This is a genomic window from Bacillota bacterium (assembly GCA_024653485.1).
Classification (GTDB): Bacteria; Bacillota; SHA-98; order UBA4971; family UBA4971; genus UBA6256.
This window is the reverse complement of sequence record JANLFY010000002.1, coordinates 191,904-216,707: the sequence shown is the minus strand read 5'-3', so window position 1 is coordinate 216,707 and position 24,804 is coordinate 191,904. Positions and strand designations below refer to the sequence as shown.

The following is a 24,804-nucleotide window of genomic DNA, read 5'->3' as shown; positions in this document are numbered from 1 at the left end:
AATTCGTCTTACTGTCTTGCTGTCTGACATTTGTACTAAAGAATTACCCGTCTCACGTGGATGTCGCGCGCCCCTCGCTGACAGCTCGAGTAGGACGGCCGGGGTATCCCAGCCTGCGAACGAACCCATGAAAGAGCCAGCACACACATGATAAACCAACCCTGCCAACCTGTCAAGCTGTCAGACAGCCATACCGGCTGACAGCGCTCCCCTAGGGGACACGCGCTACGTCGTCGGACGGGCTGCTTCCCCCGACACAGCCACGGGGCGCTCGCGCGCACCGCAATCCCCGCAGTCTGAACGGTCTTCGTCCTCAAGCCCGGGCTGAAGGTCATCGGGCTCTACGATTTCGCAGTACTCCGTGAACTTCTGCCTGGCCGCCTGGAGATGACTGATCATACTCTTACGAGCCGCCGCAGAGTCTCCTTCCAGGATCGCTTTGTAGATCGCCTCGTGGTCGTCGTAAGACTTCCCGAAGAGCCTCTTCACAGATGAGGGATCGTCCGCCGCTTCGGCCAGCCTTATGGCATTGTAATACGGCTGCCCCAACTTCAGCAAGGCCTCTTTGATGAACTGGATGAAAAGGCGATTGTCAGACGCCTTTGCCAAGGCCAGGTGAAATCCGTAGTCAGCATCGATGAACTCGTCCACGGACTTTACGTCTTTGCACTTCTTCAGGGTATCCTCTATTTCCCGAAGCGCGGAATCGGTGCGCCTCTTCGCCGCCAGGTAGCAGACCTCACCCTCTATCGCCCTTCTGGCTTCGAGTGCCTCCAGGAAACTCATCCGGCTCCTGATCGTATCGACGATGCCTTCGAGTTGATAGTCCATGCTGGGCTTCTTGACGAAGTTGCCCTTGCCTGGGATGGATTCCAGAAGCCCCAGGACCTTTAGGCCGCTCAATGCCTCTCTGATCGTCGCGCGGCTCGTGCCAAGGCTCTTGGCCAGGCTCGTTTCAGAGGGAAGGCAGTTCCCGGGTTTGAGCCTTGCAGTTCGAATCATCTCCACGAACTGCTCGATAATCTGAGTCGACGTGCTCACCGTCTCAACCGGCTTCAAATCGAGACCGACCATTCTCTTCACCCGCACCACTCTACTGTAGGATGAAGCCTCTTCGAAGGCAGAGCTGCTTGAGAGCTGTTCAGGTCGCCTGCCCCACGTCTATCCCTGCCGCATCCAAGCCGAATCTCAGCCGCATCTCAGCCGCATCTTGCTTGTGCGTCTCTTCACGGCCACGCGCCGCGTCCACGACGCCGCGCCTGCCAGACGCTCACGAGAGGCCATGCCAATTGGCAGGAAAACGCCCTTCGACACAACGAAGGCTCTTTGTTAGTATAATCTTTCTCTCTTACGGATGACAATCCTCCTCGCGGAATTCCTGGCGGTGAGTGCGAGCTGATATCCGGACTCGACAGCGGAACCCGCCGTCGCAGCAGCGGCCGCAACCTCCCGGGTGTGAACGCTCCCGGGAAATCTTCAACCGTCGGAAGGTGATACGCTGGCAATAATGAATGTACGACTTCGGGTGAGTCTCGATGAAGGACGAGGTCTGGGCTCACTACTCGGGAGCTCGTAAGAGGAGGCATCCCCGAATGACAGCAGCAAGAACCCTGATAGTGTTCGACTCGGTTTTCGGGAATACTGAGCAGGTGGCTCGAGCGATGGGCAAGGCCATAGGCTCGCCGGCCGACACGGAAACGCTTCGTGCGAGCGAGGTCAGGCCAGAACACTTGAACGGATTGAGATTACTGATCGTCGGTTCACCCACGCGGGCTTTCCGGCCGACAAAGCCGGTCACGGACTTTCTTGACAGCATCCCACCGGGAGGCCTGAAAGGTGTCAAGGTGGCTGCCTTCGACACCAGGATCTCCGCGGCCGACGTGCGCTCACGCTTTCTCAACGTCATGGTCAGGCTGTTCGGATACGCCGCGAAGCCCATCGCGGATAGGCTCGAGAAGAAGGGTGGCGCGCTTGCGGCTCCACCCGAAGGGTTTTTCGTGAAGGACAGCGAAGGCCCATTGAAAGACGGTGAGCTGGAACGGGCGGCAGCTTGGGCAAAGAGTCTCGTGAGGACCTGGTGATTCCCATGACCTGGTAAGTTGCGGAGGCGTCGGACAGGGAGGTGAACCCTTTATGGACAATGTGAACAAGAGAAGACGCAGGATGGTGCTCGCCGTCTTGACTGGCGTGGTCGGTGTGGCGTGCGTCGTTGCTATCGGTCTAAGGTCGTTCATCAGGACCACGGAGGCAAATCTGGAGCAGCTCAAGAGTCTGCCTATGGCGGACGTGGACATGTCCCGAGTGGCTGACGGCACGTACTACGGAAGTTACAGCATGTTTCCGGTGAGCGCTCGGGTGAAAGTGACCGTAAGGGATCACAGGATATCAGAGATCGAGCTCGTCGAACACCGACATGGCCGGGGAGCTGCGGCAGAAGCAATACCCGGAAGAGTCGTAGACGCTCAGTCCTTGGACGTGGACACGGTCGCCGGGGCCACCTATAGTAGCAAGGTGATACTGAAGGCAATAGAGAACGCGTTGACAACCGCAGGCCGGTAGGATGTTCCCGACGGAAGGGGCGCATCCCGGCTCTAGGAAGACAAAACCGCACCGCTAGCCGCGGACAAGCCGAGGTTAGCGGTGCGAAACGGCCACGCGTACGCGAATGCCATTACTCGCCTTCCAGGCGGTCACAATACGCGTGCATGGCGTCTCTCATGAACCATGCCATCCCGGGCTTTATCCTCTCGAAGAACGCCTTGAACCTCTCGTCCTCCACGTATAGGTCTCCCAGCCCTCTGTAGACCTTGAGCGAGCACCTGTAGAAACGATCGTTGATATGTTTGTGGTGCCTGCCGATCCACTGCTGGACCTCCGGATCCGAAGGTGCCCTGTCCGTCAGCGACGCTATTCCCTGAAGAACCTCTTTGCCTTCCTCTTGAATCGCCGCCCAATCCACCTTCGTATAGCTTCGAGTCCTCCGGATGGACTCCTCGAACTCCTCGGTTCCACCCCAACGCTGCCGGGCTTCCTCCTCGAGGCGCTCTTGGTCGAACCCTTCGAACATCTCTCTTTCGTCCATCTCAACGCCCTCCTCCATCGCCTCGAGGGTTCGGTCGACCAGCTGGACCAGCCGCGTGAGCCGCTCTCTGCGCTCCAGCAGGAGCTCCTTGTGTTTCAGCAGGGCCTTCCTCCTATCGAAGTCCGGGCGGTCGATGATCTCCTTGATCTCATGAAGGCCGAACCCCAGCTCCCGGAAGAAGAGAACTTGCTGAAGCCGCTCGAGGTCTTCTTCTGTATAGAGTCGATACCCCGAGAAGCCTCTTTGAGCGGGCCTAAGCAAGCCGATGTGGTCGTAGTGATGCAGAGTGCGGACGCTCACGCCCGCGATCTCCGAGACGGCTTTGACCGTGTACGTCAACCGAACCCCTCCGCACTGTCATCTTAAGCCCTCACGTTACGTTAGGGTCAACACGCTTCAGCGCTTTTCTTTGCGAGTTCTTCAGAATGAGAGGAAGCGTCCTCCTCGCCAGCTCCAATCACTGCACGACTCCAGCGCCGTCCGCGGCCTCGCAAACGTACACTTGAGGAGGCGCGCTGAGCTTAGATGAATCGACGCGCCGGCCATACTCGGACATGACAGTTTCTGCGAAGCCACCAACGGCTTCCTCGCGCACGAGGTTCACGGTGCACCCCCCGAACCCGGCGCCTGTCATCCGAGCGCCGATTACGCCGGGCCATGCGAGCGCGATGTCCACGAGCAGATCCAGTTCCCGGCAGCTTACCTCATAGAGCCTGGCAAGGCTCTCGTGAGACTCCACCATGAGCCGCCCGAACTCGTCCACCCGGCCTTCTCGCAGAGCTTTGACGCCTCTCGTAACCCGTTCGTTCTCGGCGATCACGTGCGCGGCTCGTCGTCTGACCTCCTCAGAAAGCTTTCCCTGCAATGCCGCGAGCTCTCCGCTCGATACGTCCCGTAGAGCTCTGACATGGGGCAGATCCTCCTTGAGCAACCGCACGGCCTCTTCACACTGGGCCCGACGCACGTTGTATTCGGAGTCTCGAAGTCCGCGGCGCACTCCGCTATCGCAGATCACTATCCGGTAGCCGCGGGGCACGGGGACCAGCTCGTATCGGTGGCTCCGGCAGTCGATGAAGAGGGCGTGTCCGGCCTTTCCCAAGGCCGACGCGAACTGGTCCATTATGCCGCATCTCACCCCAACGAACCGGTTCTCCGCCTCCTGGCAGGCTAGCGCCAGCTCCGGCCCCTCGAGCGCAAAGCCTCCGACCACGCGCGCCGCCACGGCCGTGGCCGTCTCGAGGGCTGCGGAGGAGCTTAGCCCAGCTCCGCGCGGAACGTCGCCCGTGACGGCCAGATCCATCCCGGTTACGGGCAGACCCCGTTTCATAAGGACGTCGAGAGTCCCGCGGATGTAGTTCGTCCAGGCATGCACGCTATCGGGCCGGATGTCGTCGAGAGAGAACTCCGTCCCCACGTCGTAGTCAATGGAGAAGGCCCTTACCTTCCGGTCACGACGGCGCCTCGCCGCCATCGTCACGTCGCGGTCGATAGCCGCCGGGAGCACGAACCCGTCGTTGTAGTCGGTGTGCTCGCCGATGAGATTGACACGACCTGGCGCCCTGACCACTCGAACCGGAGAAGCGTCCTCTGTGTAGGCGACGGCCTCGTCCAAGACATCGCGGAAGACATGACAGAACGCGCGGAGAACGCGGGCCGACCTTTCGCCGTACGCGCGGCACTCAAACCCGCCTGCAAAGGCGCAGTCAACGCCAAGGCCGCCGCCACTAGCCCCGTTGTCGCCGACGCCGCCGATGCCATTCGCGCCACCCGCGCCCGAAGCACCACCGACAACACCAGCGTCGCTCACCGTGTCTTGTTGCCTCCTCCTTCACCCGCCGGGTCGGAAGGCACGCCAGGGCCGCCTGCCACCGGCTGAACCGACCGGAGCTCGGCCGCTTTCTCCTCGGGAAGCGTATCGTTTATGAACGTGCCGGCTCCGGACTCGCACCCGGCAAGGTATTTCAGCTTGGTCGCCGTGCGGTTGGGCGGGTAGAACTCGATGTGGAAGTGATAGTGGTCGTAACGCTTTCCGTCGGTCGGAGCCTGGTGCATGACCATGATGTACGGAAGAGGCTTGCTGAACAGGTTGTCGTATTTCTGCAAGACGACCTTCAGGATCTCAGCCATCCCCCGCCGCTCAGTCGAGCTGAGCTCCGGCAGGCTCTGTGCGTGGCGCTTCGGCAGGATGTGGATCTCATACGGATACCGCGCGAAGAACGGCACGACCGCCACCCAGCCCTCGTTGTCGACTACCACGCGGCGGCCATCGTCGAGTTCAGCACGGAGGATATCGCAGAACAGGCACCGACCGGTCGCGGCCTTGTGTCTTGCCGCGTTCTCTAATTCCACGGCAGGCTTGGGCGGGATGAAGGGGAACGCGTAGATCTGGCCGTGGGGATGGTCCAACGTGACCCCAACCGCCTCTCCCCTGTTCTCGAATATCAGGACGTAATCGATGTAGTCCAACGAACCCAGCTCGGAATATCGATCCGCCCACACGTCCACTAGGTTCGCTACCTCAGAGACGTCGGCGGTAGCGAGGGACCCGAGGTGGTTGGGCGAATACAGCACTACCTCGCATATCCCCCGCGCAGGCCTCACCGGGTACAGCTCGCTGCCTGCGACGGCCGGCTCTGGGGGAACGCGCCGAAAGGACGGGAATCTGTTCTCGAACACTACGATCTCGTAGTCTTCGGAGGGCACCTCCGTCGGAAACGCCCCTGGTCGCGTGGGGCACAGCGGGCAGTAATCGGCTGGCGGGTGGTAGGTCCTGTCCTGTCTGTGGGTTGCGGTCACCACCCACTCACCGAGCACTGGATTCCAACGAAGCTCGGACAACTTACGCTCTCCCTTCTTCGGGCGTGGGCGTCTTCGCGCCCTCGCCATCGTCTAGTCTCCCATTCCGGGCCTCTCCGCCTGGGACTCGCGCGCCAAACCAGTAGAAGACAAGGTATCTTCCGTCGTCCTTGACGATGCGCTCCTTGACCGTGAAGCGAGGCTCCGTCAAGGCGCTAGACCCACCAAGACATGCGTCAACACCTGCAGTGCGTTGTTCCCTGTCCTTCCCGGGCTTCATGGAACCGCGCCATCTCCCTCCACCGACACATCATGCTCCAAGTCTATCCACGTTATGGGGAGATCCCTGGGCTCAGTCACGAATATGTAGGGGACCTCGCCTCCTCCGGGCGCGGCGACCTCGCAGTGAACGGTCCCCGCCAGGACCGTGAACGCCTCGACGCCAGGCCACGCGGGAAGCATCTTCACGCAGACGAAATCATCCGCCGTGAGAAGGCCCTGCCTGTCCTTCTCGCGAAGCTCACCTTCGGGGAGAAGGGACACAACGTAATAGCAAGGCTTGGTCCCGCTCGGCACGCTCGGAAGGAATATCTCCTCGTTGTCCGGGTGGACTCCCAGCCTTACCCTATCCATGTTCACCCCGACGGCGATGAGTTTATGGGGACCGTATCGTTCGTCCGACACGTACACAGGGTCCACGACATTCTGTCCCACCGGAGCTTTGAGAGCCCTTTCAGTCGGCCGGAAGGGCTTGATGAGTCCTCGCCCCTCCAGGACCCGAACGATCTCGGCCGACCACGGAACCGGCCTCAACGTTAATGAGCGTCTATTCACAGCCACCCTCCCCCAAACCTTGCCTCCAGCCACGCCTCGGGCAATACCCACGACCGCACCTCGAACCGCGCCTACCCACCTCGAACCGCTCCTACCTACCTCTGAATACCTCGCGCAGCTTCGCAAGGGGAGCCTTCGGGTCACGATCGTGGGTGAGGAGCCCGTTGACCTCCTGCTCCACGTCTGTGAGCTGGGTGTAGCAGTATCCGGCCACACCGGGAAACTCCAGGATGGCATCGACGAGAGACCCGATCCTCGCCAAGAGCTCGTCAGACCCCGCTACCTCCTCGCCGTACCCCCACCCGGCGGAGGCGGATCCGGGGCGCGCGACCTTGGTTCCCCCAAACTCCGTGATTAGCACGGGTACGCCGCCCCCCTCAAACCCCGGCAGGACCGCGGGAAATCCGTGGCTGAACACGGCAGCTCCTCGATCGGCGAAGAACCCCGAAAGCCTTCTCCTCAGGTCTTCCGCGGACTGAGTGTATTCATGTATGGTCAGCATGTCGGTCTTGGCGTGTTGCCACCCATCGTTGTCCACGACCAGGCGGGTTCCGTCGAGCGCGTATGTCTGATGGTACAGGGACATCACCTGGGCCACGGCTCCGGCACACGATCCTTGTCGGAACTCGTCCGCGCCCCAGCTTTCGTTCATCAGAACCCACGCTATCACTGAAGGGTGGTTCCTGTGTCGCAGCACGACTTCGGCCCACTCCCTCCTGAGCCTTTCCGCTCCCCACTCATTGTACGCGTAACACGACGGCATCTCAACCCACGTTAAGAGCCCCAGCTTGTCGCAGTAGTAAGAGTAGTACGGGTCCTCGATCTTCTGGTGTTTGCGGGCGCCGTTGAAACCCATGGCTTTGGTGAGCTCCACGTCTCGGCGAATGGCCTCTGCCGACGGCGCCGTATACAGCCCCTCCGGCCAGTATCCCTGATCCAACACGAGGCGCTGGTAGTACGGCCGGTTGTTGAGGTATACCTCCCCGTCCCGTGCTTCGACCTTCCTCATGCCGAAGTAGGTCCTGACGTCGTCGACGGCCCTTACGCCCGACCTGAGTTTGAGGGCCAGGTCATAGACGAACGGGTTCTCGGGCGACCACAGCCGACACCCAGGCACAGGCAGGCTGAGGGCGACGAAAGGCTCAGGCCAGAGGTCGCTCCATCGCTTGTAAGCAGGCGCCACGGTCACTTCCGCCCGCGCGACCTCTCTTCCCTCCTCCGTCGCCACCGCCTCCAAGACGAGTCCTTCTGTCGCCTGGCTCAAGGTCACGCCGATGGACAAGCGCTCAGCGTCGATGTCAGGCACGAGACGGACGTCGAGGATGTGCACCGGGTCGACCGGTTCCATCCAGACGGCCTGCCATATCCCGGTCACCGCCGTGTACCAACATGCCCACGGCCCTGTCCGAGCGGTTTGCTTTCCGCGCGGTTGGTCCGTCCGGATCTGGTCCACAGCGCGAACCACTATCCAGTTGGAGCCGTCGCGGAGCATCGGAGTGACGTCCAAGCCGAACGGCACGTATCCCCCCTGGTGGAAGCCTGCCGGGACTCCGTTCACCCAAACGGTCGCCTCGTAGTCCACAGCTCCGAAATTGAGCCGGACTCTCTTCCCCCGCCAGGATTCAGGAATGGTCACTTCCCTGGCGTACCAGACCACGGGATGGTGCGTCGTGTCGCCGATGCCGGACGCCTTCGCCTGGTATGCGAAGGGAACCTGGATCGCCTTCTTGAGGATAGCGGGATTGTCGAACCACCTCTGGCCAAGTCCCACGTCATCGTCGTCGAAGTCAAACCGCCACGTCCCATTCAGGTTTAGCCACCGCTCCCGAAGGAGATCGGGACGCGGATACTCGCCACGTACAGAGCCCATCACTTATACTGCGTCCTCCCCGACGTCATCTTCTTGGGTGAACACGGATCCTCTCCGATCTCGCCGACCGGGCTCGAGGATATCAACTCTTGATAGACGGCAACCGCTCGCGTAGGCTTTCTCAGAAGGCGGCCCCCGTCTCGCGGCTCCAGGCTCCACAATCCCATCGGCTCTATGTAGTCCTCGGCTGGACCGGCGCCCTCCCGATAGTCCCAGTTGACTAGGTCGTAAAGCGGCCACCACGTGTAGCCTATGACGGGGATACCCTCCTGTCGCAGCTCCCTGACGGCGGACACCGATTCACGCAGCCAAGCGACCCTGTCGCCGGCCTTTTCGTTCGTGCTCGTCTCGGTCAGGAACACAGGCCGCCGGTATCGCCGCCAGTGCTCTCTTATGAGCCGTTTCAGGCACTCGGCCCCGCCCCACCAGGGCTCTGACTCCAAGCGCCCTCCTCGCTCGAAGAACCGGCGCACGCTGAGCTCGGGATAGTAGTTGAGCCCTAGAACGTCGAGGCGGAGCGCGTGCTCTGAGAACCACGCGAGGTCGTCATCGTCCAGCCCTTTGTCCACCAGCCAGTCGCGAAGGACATGGTCGGGCCCCACTCTCCCCTGAATCAACTCGAGCACAACGAAGCGCCTTTCGTTCAACGGCTCAAGCGCCTGCCGGAGGCTGGGATCCTCCGATAAGGCGAGCCCGGTGGCCTCCACGTGAACCATCACCGCTTCAGGAGTCACCGCCTTGAGCGCCTCAACCGTTGCGATTATGCCCCGGCCGAGCCGCTCGCACAGCCTTACGAAACCCTCTTCCCCGGATAGCCGCGGAGGCCATCTCCCGATGAGCCCGCAATACTCGGCGTTCACGTATGGCTCGTTTAGGGGCGTGAAGCAGCGCACCCCGAGGGGCTTGTAGCGCTCGGCGAACGCAGCGGCGTAATCCGCGACGCGTTTCGGGTAGTCAGGATTGACGAACTCCCCTTGGAGCCACAACGGGCAGCCGTAGTGCACCAGGTCGACTATTGGGGAAACGCCCTTTTCTCTGGTCATGTACTCCAGGACCCTGTCCGTGAAGCTCCAGTCGTACAGGCCGGGCGAAGGATTGACCAGGTACCAGGGGACCCCGTAACGCATGACCTTCACACCGAGTTCTCCCACGAGGTCCAAGTCTTCCTTCCACATATCGTAGTGATGCTGCAGCTCGTATAGATCTAGACGCCTTCGGCCTGGTTCCACCTGGGCGACGAACGTGTCCTCAATGCCTGTGGCCCAGAAGAAATGGGCTGTGGACTCGACCATGTCCAAGGAGTCCGCTCCCACCGAATCACGCCCCTTTCAGGTAGATGGCAATCGCGAGATCGCCTTCGAAACGAGGCAAGGGAATCTCCCAGGCGGCGCCGGGTTCCACAGTCAGCGAGATCTCGAGCGTCTTGCCGCCCAAGCGTGTATCCCAGAACTCGACCACCGCCGTCGAGGTTGCGCCAGAGCCCGCGGTTCCGTCGGCGGTTGAGCCCGAGGCTGTGGGCGGCCGCACGCCGTTCGCCTCGGCCCAGTCGGCGTAGCGAATGACGAGCCTCGCCCCTTCCGTGGCGGTCACGCTCTCGCGCCTCGCCGGTGCCATGTCCAGGAGCCACAAGAGCATCCTTCGCTCGTCGCCGACGCCATAGACGTTGATGCGCCCCGACGATCCCGTGCCGCTCCTGACCTCGGCAAACCGATCTATCGGCCTCGGAACAAAGCCGCGCCAATCGAACGCCTTGACGAACCTCGCCATGCCGGCTTGGACTGCGCGCATCTCGTCGCTAAGGACGTGAGGATTCCGGTACGGCCAGCGCAGCCCCTGGCCCGCGCCACCGCTTGCGAGGTGGGCCCAACTCATGTTGTGGTAGTATTCGGCGTCGAAGTCCCCGTCGGGGATCCACGCGTCGATGGGCCCGCTCTCAGTGTCGAGGTAAGGTCTGCCGTCGGGAAGCTGCATCTTCGCGTACGCGGTCGCGAGGGCCACGGCGTCAGCGGCGTCCACGGTGTTCACAGGCGCGTTCACGGCCGGGCCGGCGTATTGGTGCGTGGTCGCGAAATCCAGGTCGGGATGGGCCAGGACAGCTTCGACCAGCTCTGGACCGGGAAACGGGGTCGCAAGGGAGGCCGTGAGGAGGTGGGTCCGACCGTATCGCTCCAATTCCCGCTGCCTGATGAAACGCGCCATCTCTGAGATCCAGTCCGCGATCTCACGCGGCCTTGCGCCCCACCACAGCTCGATCTCGTTCATGAGCTCCCAGGCAAGGATCGCAGGCGAGCCGCCCCACCTGTCCACCATGAACGCGAAGCGACGCTTCTGCGCGGCCACGGCGTCGGGATCGGTGAGAAACCCCTTCATGTCAGCCATAATGCCGCCGTTCTCGACGTTGTACGGGTTCTCGTCCCATTCCCTCTGCATCCAGAACGGATCCCACGGAGTGACAATGAGGTATATCCCATATTCCTCAGCAAGCTCTATGAAGCGATCCCAGAACTCCACGACCGGCTGGCGGAACTCTCCGAGAGGGTTCTCGGCCAGCCCGAATTGGAACTGAGCGTATTCGAACATCACACGCATGGTGTTGACCCCGGACTCGCGGAGCCGCTCGAGGTACCCGCGCACCGAACCGACATCGCCAGCCACAAGCAGATCGCTCAGGTACGGCCACGTGATGGCGTCGTTCTGCCCTATCACGATGAAGGGCGCTCCTGACGCCGTCTGAAAGTAGTGGCCCTCCGGAGCCACCTCGATCCACTCCGGCCGGCCGGCACTTGACGCCGCCGTCGCCGGTGACGCGATGACCGCCAGGGCTGACGCAAGCCACAGCAGCTTCACGCAACGGTCCAAGCAACGCCCGACCGCTTCCCTCATGCTCTTCATCCCACCCTGCAGGAGAGTCTCGTGAGTCACGCAGCTCACACCACGCGTTCCCGGTTCAGAAGTCCGGAATGGGCCAGTTGTATGGACGGAAACAGCCGATCGAGCACCAGCGCCGCAGCCCCGAGCGGACCCGCGTCGCTGCCCAGACCGCCTGGGACTATTTCCACCTTGTCCCTGGCCACCGGCATGGCGTGCAGCTCCACCATCTTCCTCGCGGGTCCCAGTAGCAGCTCCCCGGACCGCGACACGCCCCCTCCTACGACCACTCGATCGGGATTGTATGTGTTCACCAGAAATGAGATGGCCAGACCCACGTATCTCGCGGCTTCCTCCATGATCTGGGCGGCCACGGAATCGCCTGCCGCTGCGGCCTCCGCCACGTCCTTGGCGGTTACGCTGTCCGGCGAGTCGAAGAACCGCTCCAAGTGCCCCGGCGCGGCTCCCATCCTTATGAGACGACTGGCCTTTCTCGCTATCGCCCGCCCCGAGGCCACCGCCTCCAGGCACCCGTACTTGCCGCACGAACACTGCGGGCCGTCTTCCGTCACCCGAATGTGGCCGATCTCGCCGGCGCTGTGGCTGGCGCCGTAATACAGTCTACCGTCGAGGATGAGCCCGGCGCCTATGGCCGAGCCCACGAACAACGCCACGAGATGCCTCGCCCCTTGCCCGGCGCCATAGGTGCTTTCCCCCAATGTCGCCGCTCTCACGTCGTTATCAACGTAGACGGGCAGAGAGAGCTCCCCTTCGAGGAACTCCCGGACCGCCACGTCGCGCCAGGCCAAGTTCGGGGAGTAAACCGATCGTCCACTGTCGATATCAACGAGGCCCGGTATGCCGACCCCGACCCCCCCTATCCTCTCGGACGGTAGTCCCGCTCTGAGGCTGACCTCCTTTGCCACGCGGGCCACCCTGGAGAGAACTCTCTCAGGCCCTTCCTCCGGTCCGGTCGGAGTCGTCGCCCTCTCGAGCAGCTTTCCGGAGAGGTCTGTGGCGACACCTTGTATGTTCGTAAAGCCCACATTCACCCCTATCGCGAAGACCGACTTGGTGTTCAGTTCCAGGAGAGTCGCAGGCCTTCCGCTTCCCGCTGTTACCGTCTCGCCCTCTCGGATGAGCCCCATCTGGAGCAGCTCCGAGACGATGTTTGACACCGCCGAGGTGGCCAGGTGGCTGCGCTCCGCAATCTCAGCCCGGGACATGGACCCGTGAGTGCGTATCAAGTTGAGGACTATCGACCGGTTTATGCTGCGCATGCCCGAGAAATTGACTGAGCGCACTCCAATCCCCTCGCTTCAGTTTTAGCTCCCGCCCAACCTTCCAACGTGCGCGGTCTACTCCTTCAGTCCGGTCAGCGTAAGCCCCTCGACGAAGTATCGTTGGGCGAAGACAAATACGACCAAAACGGGCAGCGACGCCACAGCCGTGCCCGCCATGAGCTTGCCGTATTCCGTGATGTACCTGCTCGAGAACTGGGTCACCCCGACGGGAAGCGTGAGCATGTCCCCATGAACCACGAACAAGGGCCACACGTAGTTGTTCCAGGATCCCATGAAACTGAAGACCCCGAGCGTTACGATCGCCGGAACGGAAAGCGGAAGGATCACGTGCCGGATTATGCCGAGCCTGCTGGCGCCGTCTATTCGCGCGGCGTCTTCGAGTTCGTGCGGGATCGTGAGGAAGAACTGCCTCAGCATGAAAGTCCCGAACACTCCGGAAATGCCCGGCCAGATGAGGGCGTGGTAAGTGTCTATCCAATTGAACTGCATCATCATCATGTAGTGCGGGATCAGGAACATGATCCCAGGGATCATCATGCTGGAGAGCAGGAACCAGAACCATGCGTCCCTTCCCCTGAAGCGAAGGCGGGCCAGGGGGTACGCGGTAAAGATGCTCAGAAGAAGGTAAAAGAAAGTGTATGCGAATGAGGTGAAGAGCGAGTTGAACGTCCACCTGAGGATGCTCGCGTCGGGAGAGTTGAGCACCTCGATGTAGTTCTCCAGCGTCGGCCTTGTCGGGATCCACTGAGGAGGCATGACTACCGTATCCGACTCGGGCTTTATGGACGTCGAGATCATCCAATAAAGAGGAGCCAGGAAGGCCGCCGCCAGGATGGCTAGCCCCGCGAATCGCACGACCTGTGAGGCGGCCCGCCTGCGTTTCATGCCCCATGCCCTCTTTGGGCTGCGCACCTCACCTTGCATCGCCCTTCGCCCCCATTCCGATGTCTCGAGCCAAGGCCCTGAACTGCACCACCGTGAACAGCATCATGATGAGCCCGAGGACCATTGCCATCGCTGCAGCAGAGCTGAACTGGAAATTGGAGAAGCCCTCCTCGGTGATGTACATGATCACGCTCTGGGTACTGCGGCTGGGCCCACCTCCGGTGATTATCAAGGATTGCCCGAAGAGCTGGAACGATGCTATCACAGTCGTGATCACCACGAACACGGTGGTGGGAGACAGCAGAGGCCACGTTATGTGCGAGAATTTCGCCCACGTCGATGCGCCGTCGAGCTCCGCGGCCTCGTAGTACGTCTTCGGGATGCCCTGCAGGGCAGCCAGGTATATCACCATGTTGAACCCCACTGTCCACCAGAGGGTGGCGAGGATTATGCTGAGCCACGCCCACGGTTGCTCAGTGATGAAGTTTATAGGCCTCACGCCCAAATACTCATCGAGGACGATGTTCACGAGACCGGCCTGGTTGTCGAGCACCCACCTCCAAACCAGACCGACCACGGAAACCGCGAAGATGTTCGGAGCAAAGAACACGGCGCGGAAGAATCCCCGGCCCGAGATGGGCCGATTCACTAGAAGCGCGAGCGATAGGGCGCCGCCAACGAGCAAGGGCACGCTGACGGCCACGAACAGAAGCGTGTTGAGCAGTGTTTTCCAGAAGAACTGGAACTGTACGGTGTTCGGGTCGAGCAACCTCCGATAGAATTCCAGGCCCACGAACGGCTGTGTGCTGGCCAGCACATCCCACCTGTGAAGGCTGACGTAAACCCCAAAACCAATAGGGTACACCGTGAACAGAAGGAAAAGCGCCGCATGGGGAATGAGAAACAGATAGGGAGAGAGCGGGTTGCTCTCGCTGAACTGAAATACCCTAGGACGCCTCTCGTTCCGCTCCCACCCGCGATTTCGTGTGGCGCGGTCCATCCAGAACTCACCTCGCCCGCCGCGGCCTCGCAATCCACCCTCTTCTCGATGGGGGCAGGAGAGGAGCCATCTCCTCTCCTGCCCCTGCATGTCTTACCGGATGTTCTTCATCGCGTCGGCGATCTGCTGATCTGCCAGCTTCACTCCGTCATCCAGGGCTTGCTTCGGCGATTTCTTGCCCAGCATAGCTGAGGAGACGGCCTCGTCCATGGCGCCTCGCACCTGCGAAACCCACGGGAAACCGGCGGTCGCGAACACGTTGCCGAGCGACGCAAACACAGGCTTCATGGGGCTATTGTCAAACGACTTGTCCTGTGCCACGACCGGCTGGGTCGGAAGCCCGCCCGCGCCTGTCCAGAAGAGGTTCTGCTGAGGCTGGGTGATCCAGCCGATGAATTTCAGGGCTGCTTCCTGGCGCTTCTTGTCCACCTGACGTGCCTTCGGTATCACGAGGTGAGACGATCCACCCCAGGTCGCGTAGGTCTTGCCACCCACCTTCGGAATGGGCGCGACCGCGAAGTTGAGCCCTTCCTGATTGAGGTAGTCGTTCACGCGCCAGACTCCGTTGAAGTTGGTCGCGACCTTGCCCTGCCGGAACCCTGCTATGGACCCGTCCTCGGTCACGTTGGCAGGCGAAACGTGATACTTGTAGATCAGGTCCACGAGGAACTGAAGGGCATCGACGCCCTCAGGGGAATTGAACACCGCCTTCGTCGCGTCATCGTCGACCAACCGGCCACCGTTCTGAAGCAGGAAGGAATAGAAGATGCACCCACCCATCCACGGAAGCGGCAGCATCGTTCCCCACTGTTCGACGTTGTTGAGATCGAAACCTGGCTCATTGGGATGTTTACCGTTCTTGTCTATGGTCAGCTTCTGCATCGCCTTCAGGAATTCCTCGCGGCTGCTCATTGCCTTGTTGATGTCGACTCCGGCCTTCTTGAACATGTCGGTGTTGTAATAGAGAACGAGGGCTACTGAGTGGACAGGCACGCCATAGTCTTTGCCCTTGTAGCTGCCGGTGTTCCAGAGAGACGCGTAGAACCTATTCTTGTCTATGCCTGCGGTGGCGAGCATGTCCGGAGTCAGCTCCGCAAATGCTCCCCGGGCGATGAAGCCCGTGATGACGTCCTCGTTGGCAACCGCGACATCCGGGGCCTTGCCCGCAGCGACAGCCGCCGGGATCTGCTGCCACATCGTTCCCCACGGAATGGCCTGCGCCTTGACCTCGATGTCGGGATGGGTCTCGTTGAACTTCGCAATGAGCTGCTCCATGAGTGGACGATCCGGACCCGTGAACCCATGCCAGTACTCGATCGTGACCTTGTCCGCCGCGACCACGCCGCTAGCCAAAGTCAAGGTAAGCGCCACAACCAACACAACCAATCTGGTCAGCCTAGTCAACACAGTATCGACCTCCCAACACAGATGTACCAGTGCGACGCCTTCGGTCCAACCACGGTGACCAGAATCGGCAGGTTCGGACTTCCCTAGTCATCCCCCCTTCTCATGGACGTGAAGCGCACACATGCCGGACGTGACAGGGCGCATTATTCCACTATATGAAATAAATAGGCCGCATCCTCCGGTCGTTGTTATATTCACTGTAGGTTCCCAAAATCCTTCCGAGCTGACCAAAATAAGTATTACAAGGGTTGTGGGCGCTCTCCACGGCGGATCGACGCTGACGCCCAATTCCTTGAGGAGCGGACAAACGGGCAGTTATCACATTATACGAAAAAACCAGCCTTGGTACGAACGGGTGTCAACGCGGGAGCAGTCCACATAAGATGGGAATGATCAGACTTCCCTGGGAGGTATGCGGAAATGACGGATGAACGACCGGAGGTTGAGCACTGGACAGACCAGGGCGGTCTTCCGGGGAAATGGCCCGGAGGAGCGGACTCGCACCTCTTGGCCGAGGTCCGTTTCTGGACCAGGATAATGCGCGAACACGCCATGTTCATACGACTCGGGCTGCCCTGCGACCGACCTGATCTCATAAGGGAAGCTCAGAGGCTCGAAGAGGACCTGCGCGGGCTGGAAGAGAGGGTCAACCGCGCGACGATGCTCGATCGCAGCCTCATCAACGCGTTACGGGACGCAGTGGCCGCGCTCGTCGAATTCAAACGCAGGCTCCTGAGGATGATGGTTCAGTGCCAGCTAAGCCCCGCCTTACTTCCGTTGCTCATAGACCACCTAATCCGCGAGGCGAACCACTTCCTAACCCGCCTGGAGATGGTCACCGGACTGCCGCAGGGGGAGGGCCAACGGTTCCTCGCCATCATGCGGCGCGCCGTGTTCTGGATGCGAATCATGAAGGAGCACGTAGAGTTCATAATACGTCTCCTCGACCCGTCCGAGAGAAGCCTGATAGCGCGATCACAGGAGTTCCACAGGATCTTCACTCGCTTGTTCCAGACCGCCATGGATCTCGAGTCGATGGCCCAGGCCGAGCCCGAAACCTTCAACACTGTTGCCCGGTTCCTCGACGAAGCCATCGCCAGGACCACCGAGCTCAGGGACTTCAAAGCGGCCGGACACGAGCTCGCGCTCATGTGTCAGCTGCTCAGCATGGTCTCAACGCCGGTTCTCCTCGATCACATCCGGCGGGAGGCGGATAGAGCTATCGAGGAGCTTGGCGCGCTCAGGCAGAGCATCCCGGTCCACAGGCCGCCGATCGCGTGACTTGTGACCCGATTCATTCCCAAAGCGTGTCCATGTCCTCGTCGCTGACGTCGAACACCGTGCCTGTGGCGGGATTTCGCTCCTCCGTGAAGTGCTCCGGGAGTCTATCGTGCACGCTGGTGAAACCCGCGCGCCGGTTGAACTCCCTTTCAGTCATGATGGTCTGTCTCGCGAGCGCGCGAAGGACATCGGCAGTGCACGGGATTCCGAGATGGGAGGAAACGAGGTCGGCCAGCAGGTCGATCCTGTCCCTTACCGCCGGGCCGACGAACAAGCAGATCCCCAGCATGTCGTACAGCACGGCGGAAAGCTGGGCGCTCCGGGATGCTTCAGTTTGACCCGCCGGGCTGTGGTGATCGATCTGCTGGCGCACGGTGTTTCCGGACGTATGGTCCGCTCCCATTGGAGACGTCGCGAACGTCACGCCCAGCCCCTTGATTCCGCGCGGCTCGTACGCCGGCATTATCTGGCCTTTCACGGCTGGAACGCGTCTTACACCGAGGACCCTCGCCGTCACCGCGCCGCCATGGCCTATCACTCTCCCGAGAACCGTGCCCTTTCCGATCTCTCGTATGAGTTCGATAGCTCCGGCGGCGTCTCCGAACCGCAAGAGGCCGGCTTCCATAGCTATACCCACCGCTCCGCCGATATCGATGGTATCTACACCCAGGTCATTGCACAGCCTGTTCATCTCGCCGATGGCGTCGAGATCGTCTATCCCGCAGTTGGATCCGAGCAAGCCGATGGTCTCGTATTCGAGGGGGCTGACGAGCTCGCTTCCATCCGCCCTCGGCACCCGGTTGGAGCAACCGATGGGACACCCGGGCATGCAGGAATGAGTGGGAAGCCCGCCCCTGGCCAGAATGAGCTCGCGGAGGGCCACAGCGGATATGCGGTCAGCTCCCTCGAACCGCCCAGTGCTGAAGTTCCGCGTGGGCAGCCCACCGAGAGCGTTCGTCGTCGCCACGAGCGCCGCGGTACCCCAGTTGCGGTACACTTCCGCGGTCTGAGGAGTTTCGCGGATGAGTCTCACGATCTCCCGGACCGCCCCGAGAAACCTCTTCTTGTCGCGGCTTTCCGGCGCTGGGGTCCCCGAATCGTCGATTACCAACGCCTTGATGCCCTTTGAGCCCATCAACGCCCCCATTCCTCCGCGACCGCAGTACCTGCCCGCTTCGCCTTCCGAGTTGGTCACCGATATCCCCGCCGCAGTGAGTGCGTTCTCGCCCGCGGGCCCGATGACCATGATCCCGGGCCGCTTCCCGTACTTCCTCCTCAACCGCGCAACGCTCTCGTATACCCCGACGCCAGCGAGCTCCGGGCAGGGGACGAGCTCCGCTGAATCTTTCGTAAGCACCAACACGAACGGGCCCGCGCCGCCCGCTGGCTTGTTCTCGAAGACGATGGCCTTCACGCCGAGCCTGGCCAGCTTATGACCGGCAACGCCTCCGGCGTTGCTCTCCTTGATGCCGCCCGTGAGAGGGCTCTTCCCGCCCACCGAGATGCGCCCCGAACACGGCGCGGCCGTGCCGCCCACCAGTCCGGGAGCAATCACGAGCTTGTTGTGGCGTCCAAGCGGGTCGCAGCCGGGTCTCACCTCGTCAAGCACTATGCGAGATGTAAGGCCGCGCCCCCCGAGGATCGCAAGGGACTCGCCGGCCTCCTCGCGCACCATGCTCCGGGCCTGCATATCGATCCTGAGAATGCTCGTCTCCATGTAACGGTCGGCGCCTCCTTGAGAGGGTAATCTGTCTGAAAGGCCGCTATGCAAGTTGCGTGCCCGTGGCACCCGCCGGGGGAAACCAAGCGCTCGAGCGCCGAAGAAGGATGGCGGGACCTCATGCCGAAGTTTAGAAGGGCAGACAGGCTGCCCCGATCTGAAGCATCTGAAGCCGAGACGACTCCGGGGGTGAGACGCGTGGCGGAACCCATCGTCCGGAACCCGTCCAGCACGTTTGACTTCGCCGCCCACTCTGACACTCCTCCCAGCGAGACGGATTTCGCGAGGTTGGAGGAGGCGTGGCGCGCCTTCGTGCAGACCGGAGAGATCGACTCATCCGTGGTAAGGCCGATAATCGCCGACTCGTGGCGAAGGTGCCGGGCGCTCGGGCTCGACCCCGAGGACACGAAGTGCTTCGAGCTCGCGGACGAGAACGAAGTCCGAGCGCGCATATCAGCGAACGAGCAACTGATCTCGACGGCGTGGTCTTTCATGAGGACGCTCTATAAGCTTGTGGCCGGTTCAGGATTCCGCGTGGACATCACGGACGGCGAGGGTTTCTTGCTGAGGAGCATCGGAGACGACCAAGTCCTCCGGGAGACGAGCCGGGTGAGGCTCGCGCCCGGCGCAAGCCGCCACGAGTCGCGCGCGGGCACGTGCGCCATCGGTCTCGCCCTCATGCTGGACGAACCGGTGCAGGTGGTGGGGGCGGAGCACTACAACGTCCACATCCATTGGGTGACGTGTGCAGCGGCGCCCATTCACGACCACACTGGGAAGATAATCGGAGTGCTCAACATGACGGGCAGAAGGGAGCTCGTTCACAAGCATACCATCGGCATCGTCGCAAGCATGTCGGAAGCGATTGAGCGCGAGCTCGCGCTCGAGCGCTCGCTTCACGAGATACGCACGTTGAACCGGTTCCTCGGAACGGTGTTCGATTCCATAAGGGACGGCCTCGTGGCGGTGTCGGCCGACGGAATCATCATGAGGGCAAATGAGGCCGCGCTGCGGATATTCGGAATGGAGCCGGGGGACGCCCTTGGCAAACCCATCGACTCCGCGCTGGGGCTCTTCCCTTCGGTGGTCCAGATCCTCAAGCAGTCGAAACACCGCGAGTTCAGGGAACACGAGGTCTCCATCAGGACCGGACACGGCACCACGAGGTGCCTCGTCACCGTCCGCACGCTCCGCGACGCGAGCGGCGATTCCATAGGCACCCTCGCGGTCTTCGACAAGATGGAGCGCGTTAGGAGCCTGGTCCGCAGGATGGTAGGAGCGCAGGCTAGGTTCACGTTCGACGACATCGTTGGGCAAAGCCCGGCCCTCCTGGACGCGGTGAAGCTAGCGAAGAGCGCCTCGCGGACCGAATCGCGGATTCTTCTTTGTGGAGAGAGCGGGACCGGGAAAGACCTCTTCGCCCAGGCCATTCACAACGCGAGCGCTAGGAAGGACGGGCCTTTCGTCGCAATCAACTGCGGCGCCGTGCCCACAGAGCTCATCGAAAGCGAACTGTTCGGGTACGAGGAGGGAGCTTTCACGGGCGCGCGGCGAGGAGGGAAGCCGGGCAAGTTCGAGCTGGCCGAGGGCGGCACTCTCTTCCTGGACGAGGTGGAGAGCATGCCCCTGGAGATGCAAGTGAAGCTCCTGCGCGCGCTCGCTGACGATCAGGTGATGAGGATCGGCGGCACGGAGATGATCCCGATAAACGTGCGGATAATAGGCGCCACCAACCGCAACCTCTCGGAAGAAGTGAGGGCGGGCCGGTTTCGAGAGGACCTGTACTATCGCCTGAACGTGGTGAACATCTCCATACCCCCCTTGCGGCAGAGGCGCGATGACATCCCCCTCCTCGTCCGCCACTTCCTCGACAGGTACGGGTCCGGCGGGCAGCGAGGTCCGCAAGCCCGCGGGACGCACCTGAGAGTCACGGTAAGCCCTGAAGCCCTCGACGTCCTCGCGAAGTACGAGTTCCCCGGCAATGTGCGCGAGCTCCAGAACGTCCTCGAGAGGGCCATGGTATCCGCGGGAGAGCGGTGTGAAGACGTATCAGGCGATCTCGTCATTACGGCGGAATGCCTCCCCGCGGAAGTGCTGTCGCCGCAGACCCTGGATGGGCCCGACTCGCCGCAGCCCCCATTCGCGACGGTCCCCTTGGGCGCGCCGCCCCACGTAGCGCAGGGACGCCCTATAGACACATGGCGACCCGCGGAAGTAGACCCGGGGGAATTGCGGTCCATGGAGGTCATAGAACGGGACGCCATAGCAAGAGCGCTTGCCGTCTGCAAAGGCAATGTGTCTCAGGCCGCGGCGATGCTCGCCATCGGCCGCAGCACGCTGCATAGGAAACTAAGGAAGTACAACATTGTCCCGGATCGGCACAGTGTATCACGCAATGTGCCATAATGCTACAGTGTGACACAACGGGGTCCTCCGAACCTTTATCGTCGCTTGCGTGACACGCCGCACACCCAGGCCCGGCGGTCGATGGACGCTGGCATAGGGGTTGCATGGCGGATGAAACCGGCGAGGTGGGTTGAAGTGGACCAGTGCGCACACATCTCCGTCACGCAATTGCCTGACGTCGCAAGACGAGTCCGTCACCATGTCCTGTCGATGATCCACGCGTCCGGAGCCGGCCATCCGGGCGGCTCTCTCTCTTGTGTCGAGATCCTCGTGACCCTGTACTTTCGCGAAATGCGAGTATCACCTGCTGAGCCTCGTTGGCCGGACCGCGATCGGTTCGTGTTGTCGAAGGGGCACGCGAGCGCAGCGCTGTACAGCGTCCTGGCGGAGAGGGGCTTCTTCCCAGTGGATGAGCTGCTCACCTTCGACGCAATCGACAGCAGGCTCCAAGGCCATGTGGACATGACGAAGACGCCGGGGGTGGACATGTCCACGGGTTCGCTGGGTCAAGGGCTCTCCGCGGCCTGTGGGATGGCTCTCGGGGCCAAGATCGACCGCAGGGGGTTTCGAGTGTACTGCCTCCTCGGAGACGGCGAGACCCAGGAGGGCCAGGTATGGGAGGCGGCCATGTTCGCCGGCAATAGGGGTCTCGACAATCTCACGGCGATAGTCGACTACAACAAGGTACAGCTATGCGGGCCCGTTGCCCAGGTGATGCCCCTTGAACCATACACGGACAAGTGGCGCTCGTTTGGCTGGTCCGTCGTGGAAGTGGACGGTCACGATTTCGAGCAGCTCATCAGCGGTTTCAATCGGGCCCGTGAGACGAGGGGCGCGCCGACCGTGATCGTAGCGCACACCGTTAAGGGCAAGGGCGTGTCGTTCATGGAGGGCCAAGCGAAGTGGCACGCCAGACCGATCGGGGATGAAGACTTCGAGCTGGCCATGGAGGAGGTCGGGTTCTTCCAAGCACCGCGAGGGTCCGTCCCGAACCCGGCCATGCAAGGCGCGGGGGGTGGTAAGGGATGAGCATCGGCGTCCGTGAGTCGGTGCGGGACGCATTCGGCAATGCCCTAGTGGAGCTGGGGAAGGAGGACGAACGGGTCATCGTCCTCGACGCGGACCTCGCGGAATCAACCCGGAGCGGGAAGTTCGCGAAGGAGTTTCCCAACCGCTTCATTGAGTGTGGAATAGCCGAGCAGAACATGGTCGGGGTGGCGGCGGGCCTTGCGAGCGTGGGCTTCGTCCCGTTCGTGACGACCTTCTGCGTCTTCGCCAGCAAACGCGTGTGCGACCAGGTCAGCATATCAGTGGCGTATCCGCGCCTAAACGTCAAAGTGTGCGGCGCCTATACGGGTCTGTTCACTGGCAAGACCGGAGCGACGCATCAGGCTATCGAGGATCTCGCGTTGATGCGGGCGATCCCAAACATGACCGTGATAGAGCCCATAGATGCGAGGGAGGCGGCGCTCGCGGTGAAGTACGCGGCCCACACGCCTGGCCCCATGTATCTGAGAATAGCCCGCGACGCTTATCCCGTCTTGTCCCGCTCCACGAACGGGCGGGGCGAAACAGAGGCGACCGGGACGGAACACGCAAGCGACTTCGACGGCATCCCCGAGTTCATGAAGGCAAGGACCCTGACGGAAGGCGACGACGTGGCGATAGTCGCCTTGGGCACGATGGTCCACACCGCGCTGGCCGCTCGCGAGGCGCTGAGGGAGAAAGGCGTGTCTGCAAGGGTGGTGGCCGTGTCGTGCCTCAAACCCATCGATGAAGCCGGCATCATAAGAGCGGCTGCTGAAACGGGAGCGGTCGTGACAGTCGAGAACCACAGCATCATCGGAGGTCTGGGTGGAGCATGCGCCGAAGTCCTGGGCGAGAAGTGTCCTGTCACTTTGAGAAGGGTGGGAATCCGAGACGTGTTCGGTGAGTCGGGGGCCGACGCGGATCTGGCTCGGAAGTACGGGCTCGCCTCGGATCACGTGGTCCAGGTTTGCCTTGACGCCCTGGCGGTCAAGTCTCGCGGGGGTGGCGGTAGCGGGTTCCAGCGGCTCGCTCGCGCCGGCGTGGGCAGGTGCGGACTGTAGCATCGATGGTGACAATGAGCAGTCAACCGCTTCGGGAGGTGGTGGTGGCGGGAAAGACGTAGTTGCGGTGCGACGGGGGTGTTGGGTCAACAGAGAGGAATGACTCACGCAAGACAAGCGAGGAGGTTGCCGATGATGAGAAGATTGCTGATCGTCTGCTTGCTCATGCTGATGGCTGTGGCTTTGTTCCCGCCGGCAGTGTGGGCCGACCAGCCGACGTACACTCTCCGCTTCAACCACGTCCTGGGCCCGAACCATCCCTACCACGCAGGATTCCAAAAGTGGGCACAGAGAGTGGCTGAGCGAACCAAAGGCGATCTGCAGATCCTTGTGTTCCACAGCGCGCAGCTGGGTGTGGAGGAAGACATATTGGAGCAGATCCGCCAGGGCGTTCCGGTGGGCCAGAACACCGACTCGGCACGCATGGGCAACTACATCCCTGACATCGCCGTGATGAACGCCCCTTACTTCGTGGACAGCATCGAGGACGTGGTCAAGCTCAGCAAGCTGCCCACGGTGCAGAAATGGATCGATGACCTCGCGAAGAAGTATGGCTTCCAGGTGCTGTCGTTCCAGTGGGTCCAGGGGTTCCGCCACTTCATGACCAACAAGCCCATTCGCAGGCCTGAGGATCTGAAGGGGTTGCGCATAAGGACAGCCCCCGCCCCGATCTGGCAGGAGGGTGTCAGGTCCCTTGGCGCGACGCCCACCGCTATGGCCTTCGGAGAGATGTACACGGCTCTGCAGCAGGGAGCCATTGACGGAGTGGAACTGGTGTATGACAACATCATGGATGGGAGCCTGTACGAGGTCCTCAAGTACGTGAATGAGACCGGACATTTCTTGCTCATAAACTTCATCGTGATCAGCTCCGACTGGTTCAACAGGCTTCCGAAGGACTACCAGAAGATCCTAGTCGAGGAGTGCGACAAGGCGGGCCTCGAGACCTCCTACTTCATCCAGCAGAACACGGACAAGGTCAGGAAGCAGGTCCAGGAAAAAGGCATGGTCATCTTCAAGGACGTAGATGTGAATGCCTTCAAGAAGGCAAGCGAGGCCGCGTACCAGAAGATGAACCTCGTGGCCGTGAGAGACGCCATATACAAGGAGCTGGGCAAGTAAAGCGGCGGCTTGAGCCGGACAGTCGAACTGCTGGCAAACCCGGCAGTCACCCCCGGTCCGCCGCGCTCGCGGCGGATCGGGGGCTGGCCACGCAGCCACGCAGATAGGCGCCGGCTCATGCTACAGGGCTCTGCCGAGG

The 24,804-nt window shown here is 61.7% G+C and carries 21 protein-coding genes; 7 read left to right on the top strand and 14 right to left on the bottom strand.

What is annotated here, in order from left to right; all coding sequences use genetic code 11:
* Positions 1-225 precede the first annotated feature (225 nt).
* Complete coding sequence (locus tag NUW12_02475; GenBank protein MCR4401640.1) at positions 226-1,074, bottom strand: FadR family transcriptional regulator; 849 nt, start codon at positions 1,072-1,074, stop codon at positions 226-228.
* Positions 1,075-1,592: 518 nt separating this feature from the next.
* Between NUW12_02475 and NUW12_02470 the strand changes: the two genes are divergently transcribed.
* Positions 1,593-2,081: a flavodoxin family protein gene (locus NUW12_02470; protein MCR4401639.1), complete on the top strand. Its 489-nt coding sequence runs from the start codon at positions 1,593-1,595 to the stop codon at positions 2,079-2,081.
* 52 nt (positions 2,082-2,133) lie between these two features.
* Positions 2,134-2,559, top strand: a complete 426-nt coding sequence (locus NUW12_02465) for an FMN-binding protein (protein MCR4401638.1) — start codon at positions 2,134-2,136, stop codon at positions 2,557-2,559.
* A 112-nt stretch (positions 2,560-2,671) separates the two neighbouring features.
* Here NUW12_02465 and NUW12_02460 read toward each other — a convergent pair whose 3' ends face one another.
* The 12 genes from NUW12_02460 to NUW12_02405 form a co-directional block, all read right to left on the bottom strand.
* Complete coding sequence (locus tag NUW12_02460; protein ID MCR4401637.1) at positions 2,672-3,421, bottom strand: MerR family transcriptional regulator; 750 nt, start codon at positions 3,419-3,421, stop codon at positions 2,672-2,674.
* A gap of 118 nt (positions 3,422-3,539) precedes the next feature.
* On the bottom strand, positions 3,540-4,889 hold the full coding sequence (gene galK, locus NUW12_02455) for a galactokinase (protein MCR4401636.1): 1,350 nt from the start codon (positions 4,887-4,889) through the stop codon (positions 3,540-3,542).
* Positions 4,886-5,920, bottom strand: a complete 1,035-nt coding sequence (galT, locus tag NUW12_02450) for a galactose-1-phosphate uridylyltransferase (protein ID MCR4401635.1) — start codon at positions 5,918-5,920, stop codon at positions 4,886-4,888. Before galT ends, galK begins: the two co-directional genes overlap by 4 nt.
* 1 nt (position 5,921) lies before the next feature.
* Positions 5,922-6,089 carry a hypothetical protein gene (locus NUW12_02445; protein ID MCR4401634.1) on the bottom strand — a complete coding sequence of 56 codons (168 nt, stop codon included), beginning with the start codon at positions 6,087-6,089 and terminating at the stop codon, positions 5,922-5,924.
* A gap of 65 nt (positions 6,090-6,154) precedes the next feature.
* Complete coding sequence (locus NUW12_02440) at positions 6,155-6,718, bottom strand: hypothetical protein (protein ID MCR4401633.1); 564 nt, start codon at positions 6,716-6,718, stop codon at positions 6,155-6,157.
* An 85-nt stretch (positions 6,719-6,803) separates the two neighbouring features.
* A complete protein-coding gene (locus NUW12_02435) occupies positions 6,804-8,582 on the bottom strand; it encodes a glycoside hydrolase family 2 (GenBank protein ID MCR4401632.1) in 1,779 nt (592 codons plus the stop codon).
* Positions 8,582-9,874 carry a family 1 glycosylhydrolase gene (locus NUW12_02430; protein ID MCR4401631.1) on the bottom strand — a complete coding sequence of 431 codons (1,293 nt, stop codon included), beginning with the start codon at positions 9,872-9,874 and terminating at the stop codon, positions 8,582-8,584. Before NUW12_02430 ends, NUW12_02435 begins: the two co-directional genes overlap by 1 nt.
* Positions 9,875-9,899: 25 nt before the next feature.
* Positions 9,900-11,465, bottom strand: a complete 1,566-nt coding sequence (locus NUW12_02425; protein MCR4401630.1) for a cellulase family glycosylhydrolase — start codon at positions 11,463-11,465, stop codon at positions 9,900-9,902.
* Between the two features lie 44 nt (positions 11,466-11,509).
* Positions 11,510-12,754, bottom strand: coding sequence for an ROK family protein (locus NUW12_02420; protein ID MCR4401629.1), 1,245 nt, complete (start codon positions 12,752-12,754; stop codon positions 11,510-11,512).
* Between the two features lie 54 nt (positions 12,755-12,808).
* Positions 12,809-13,639: a carbohydrate ABC transporter permease gene (locus tag NUW12_02415; protein ID MCR4401628.1), complete on the bottom strand. Its 831-nt coding sequence runs from the start codon at positions 13,637-13,639 to the stop codon at positions 12,809-12,811.
* Positions 13,640-13,667: 28 nt separating this feature from the next.
* Positions 13,668-14,639 (bottom strand): sugar ABC transporter permease, encoded by a 972-nt coding sequence (locus tag NUW12_02410; protein MCR4401627.1) that lies wholly within the window; start codon positions 14,637-14,639, stop codon positions 13,668-13,670.
* A gap of 93 nt (positions 14,640-14,732) precedes the next feature.
* Positions 14,733-16,046 (bottom strand): ABC transporter substrate-binding protein, encoded by a 1,314-nt coding sequence (locus NUW12_02405; protein ID MCR4401626.1) that lies wholly within the window; start codon positions 16,044-16,046, stop codon positions 14,733-14,735.
* 420 nt (positions 16,047-16,466) lie between these two features.
* Here NUW12_02405 and NUW12_02400 point away from each other — a divergent pair, with 420 nt between their 5' ends.
* A complete protein-coding gene (locus NUW12_02400; GenBank protein ID MCR4401625.1) occupies positions 16,467-17,327 on the top strand; it encodes a DUF2935 domain-containing protein in 861 nt (286 codons plus the stop codon).
* A 13-nt stretch (positions 17,328-17,340) separates the two neighbouring features.
* Here the strand turns inward: NUW12_02400 and NUW12_02395 are convergent, their stop codons facing one another.
* Positions 17,341-19,044, bottom strand: a complete 1,704-nt coding sequence (locus NUW12_02395; protein ID MCR4401624.1) for an aldehyde ferredoxin oxidoreductase — start codon at positions 19,042-19,044, stop codon at positions 17,341-17,343.
* 123 nt (positions 19,045-19,167) lie between these two features.
* Between NUW12_02395 and NUW12_02390 the strand changes: the two genes are divergently transcribed.
* The 4 genes from NUW12_02390 to NUW12_02375 all read left to right on the top strand — a co-directional run bounded on the left by NUW12_02390 (position 19,168) and on the right by NUW12_02375 (position 24,665).
* A complete protein-coding gene (locus NUW12_02390) occupies positions 19,168-21,453 on the top strand; it encodes a sigma 54-interacting transcriptional regulator (protein MCR4401623.1) in 2,286 nt (761 codons plus the stop codon).
* Positions 21,454-21,564: 111 nt separating this feature from the next.
* Positions 21,565-22,482 carry a transketolase gene (locus NUW12_02385; GenBank protein MCR4401622.1) on the top strand — a complete coding sequence of 306 codons (918 nt, stop codon included), beginning with the start codon at positions 21,565-21,567 and terminating at the stop codon, positions 22,480-22,482.
* Positions 22,479-23,543, top strand: a complete 1,065-nt coding sequence (locus tag NUW12_02380; protein MCR4401621.1) for a transketolase family protein — start codon at positions 22,479-22,481, stop codon at positions 23,541-23,543. Before NUW12_02385 ends, NUW12_02380 begins: the two co-directional genes overlap by 4 nt.
* A 135-nt stretch (positions 23,544-23,678) precedes the next feature.
* A complete protein-coding gene (locus NUW12_02375) occupies positions 23,679-24,665 on the top strand; it encodes a C4-dicarboxylate TRAP transporter substrate-binding protein (protein MCR4401620.1) in 987 nt (328 codons plus the stop codon).
* Positions 24,666-24,804 lie beyond the last annotated feature (139 nt).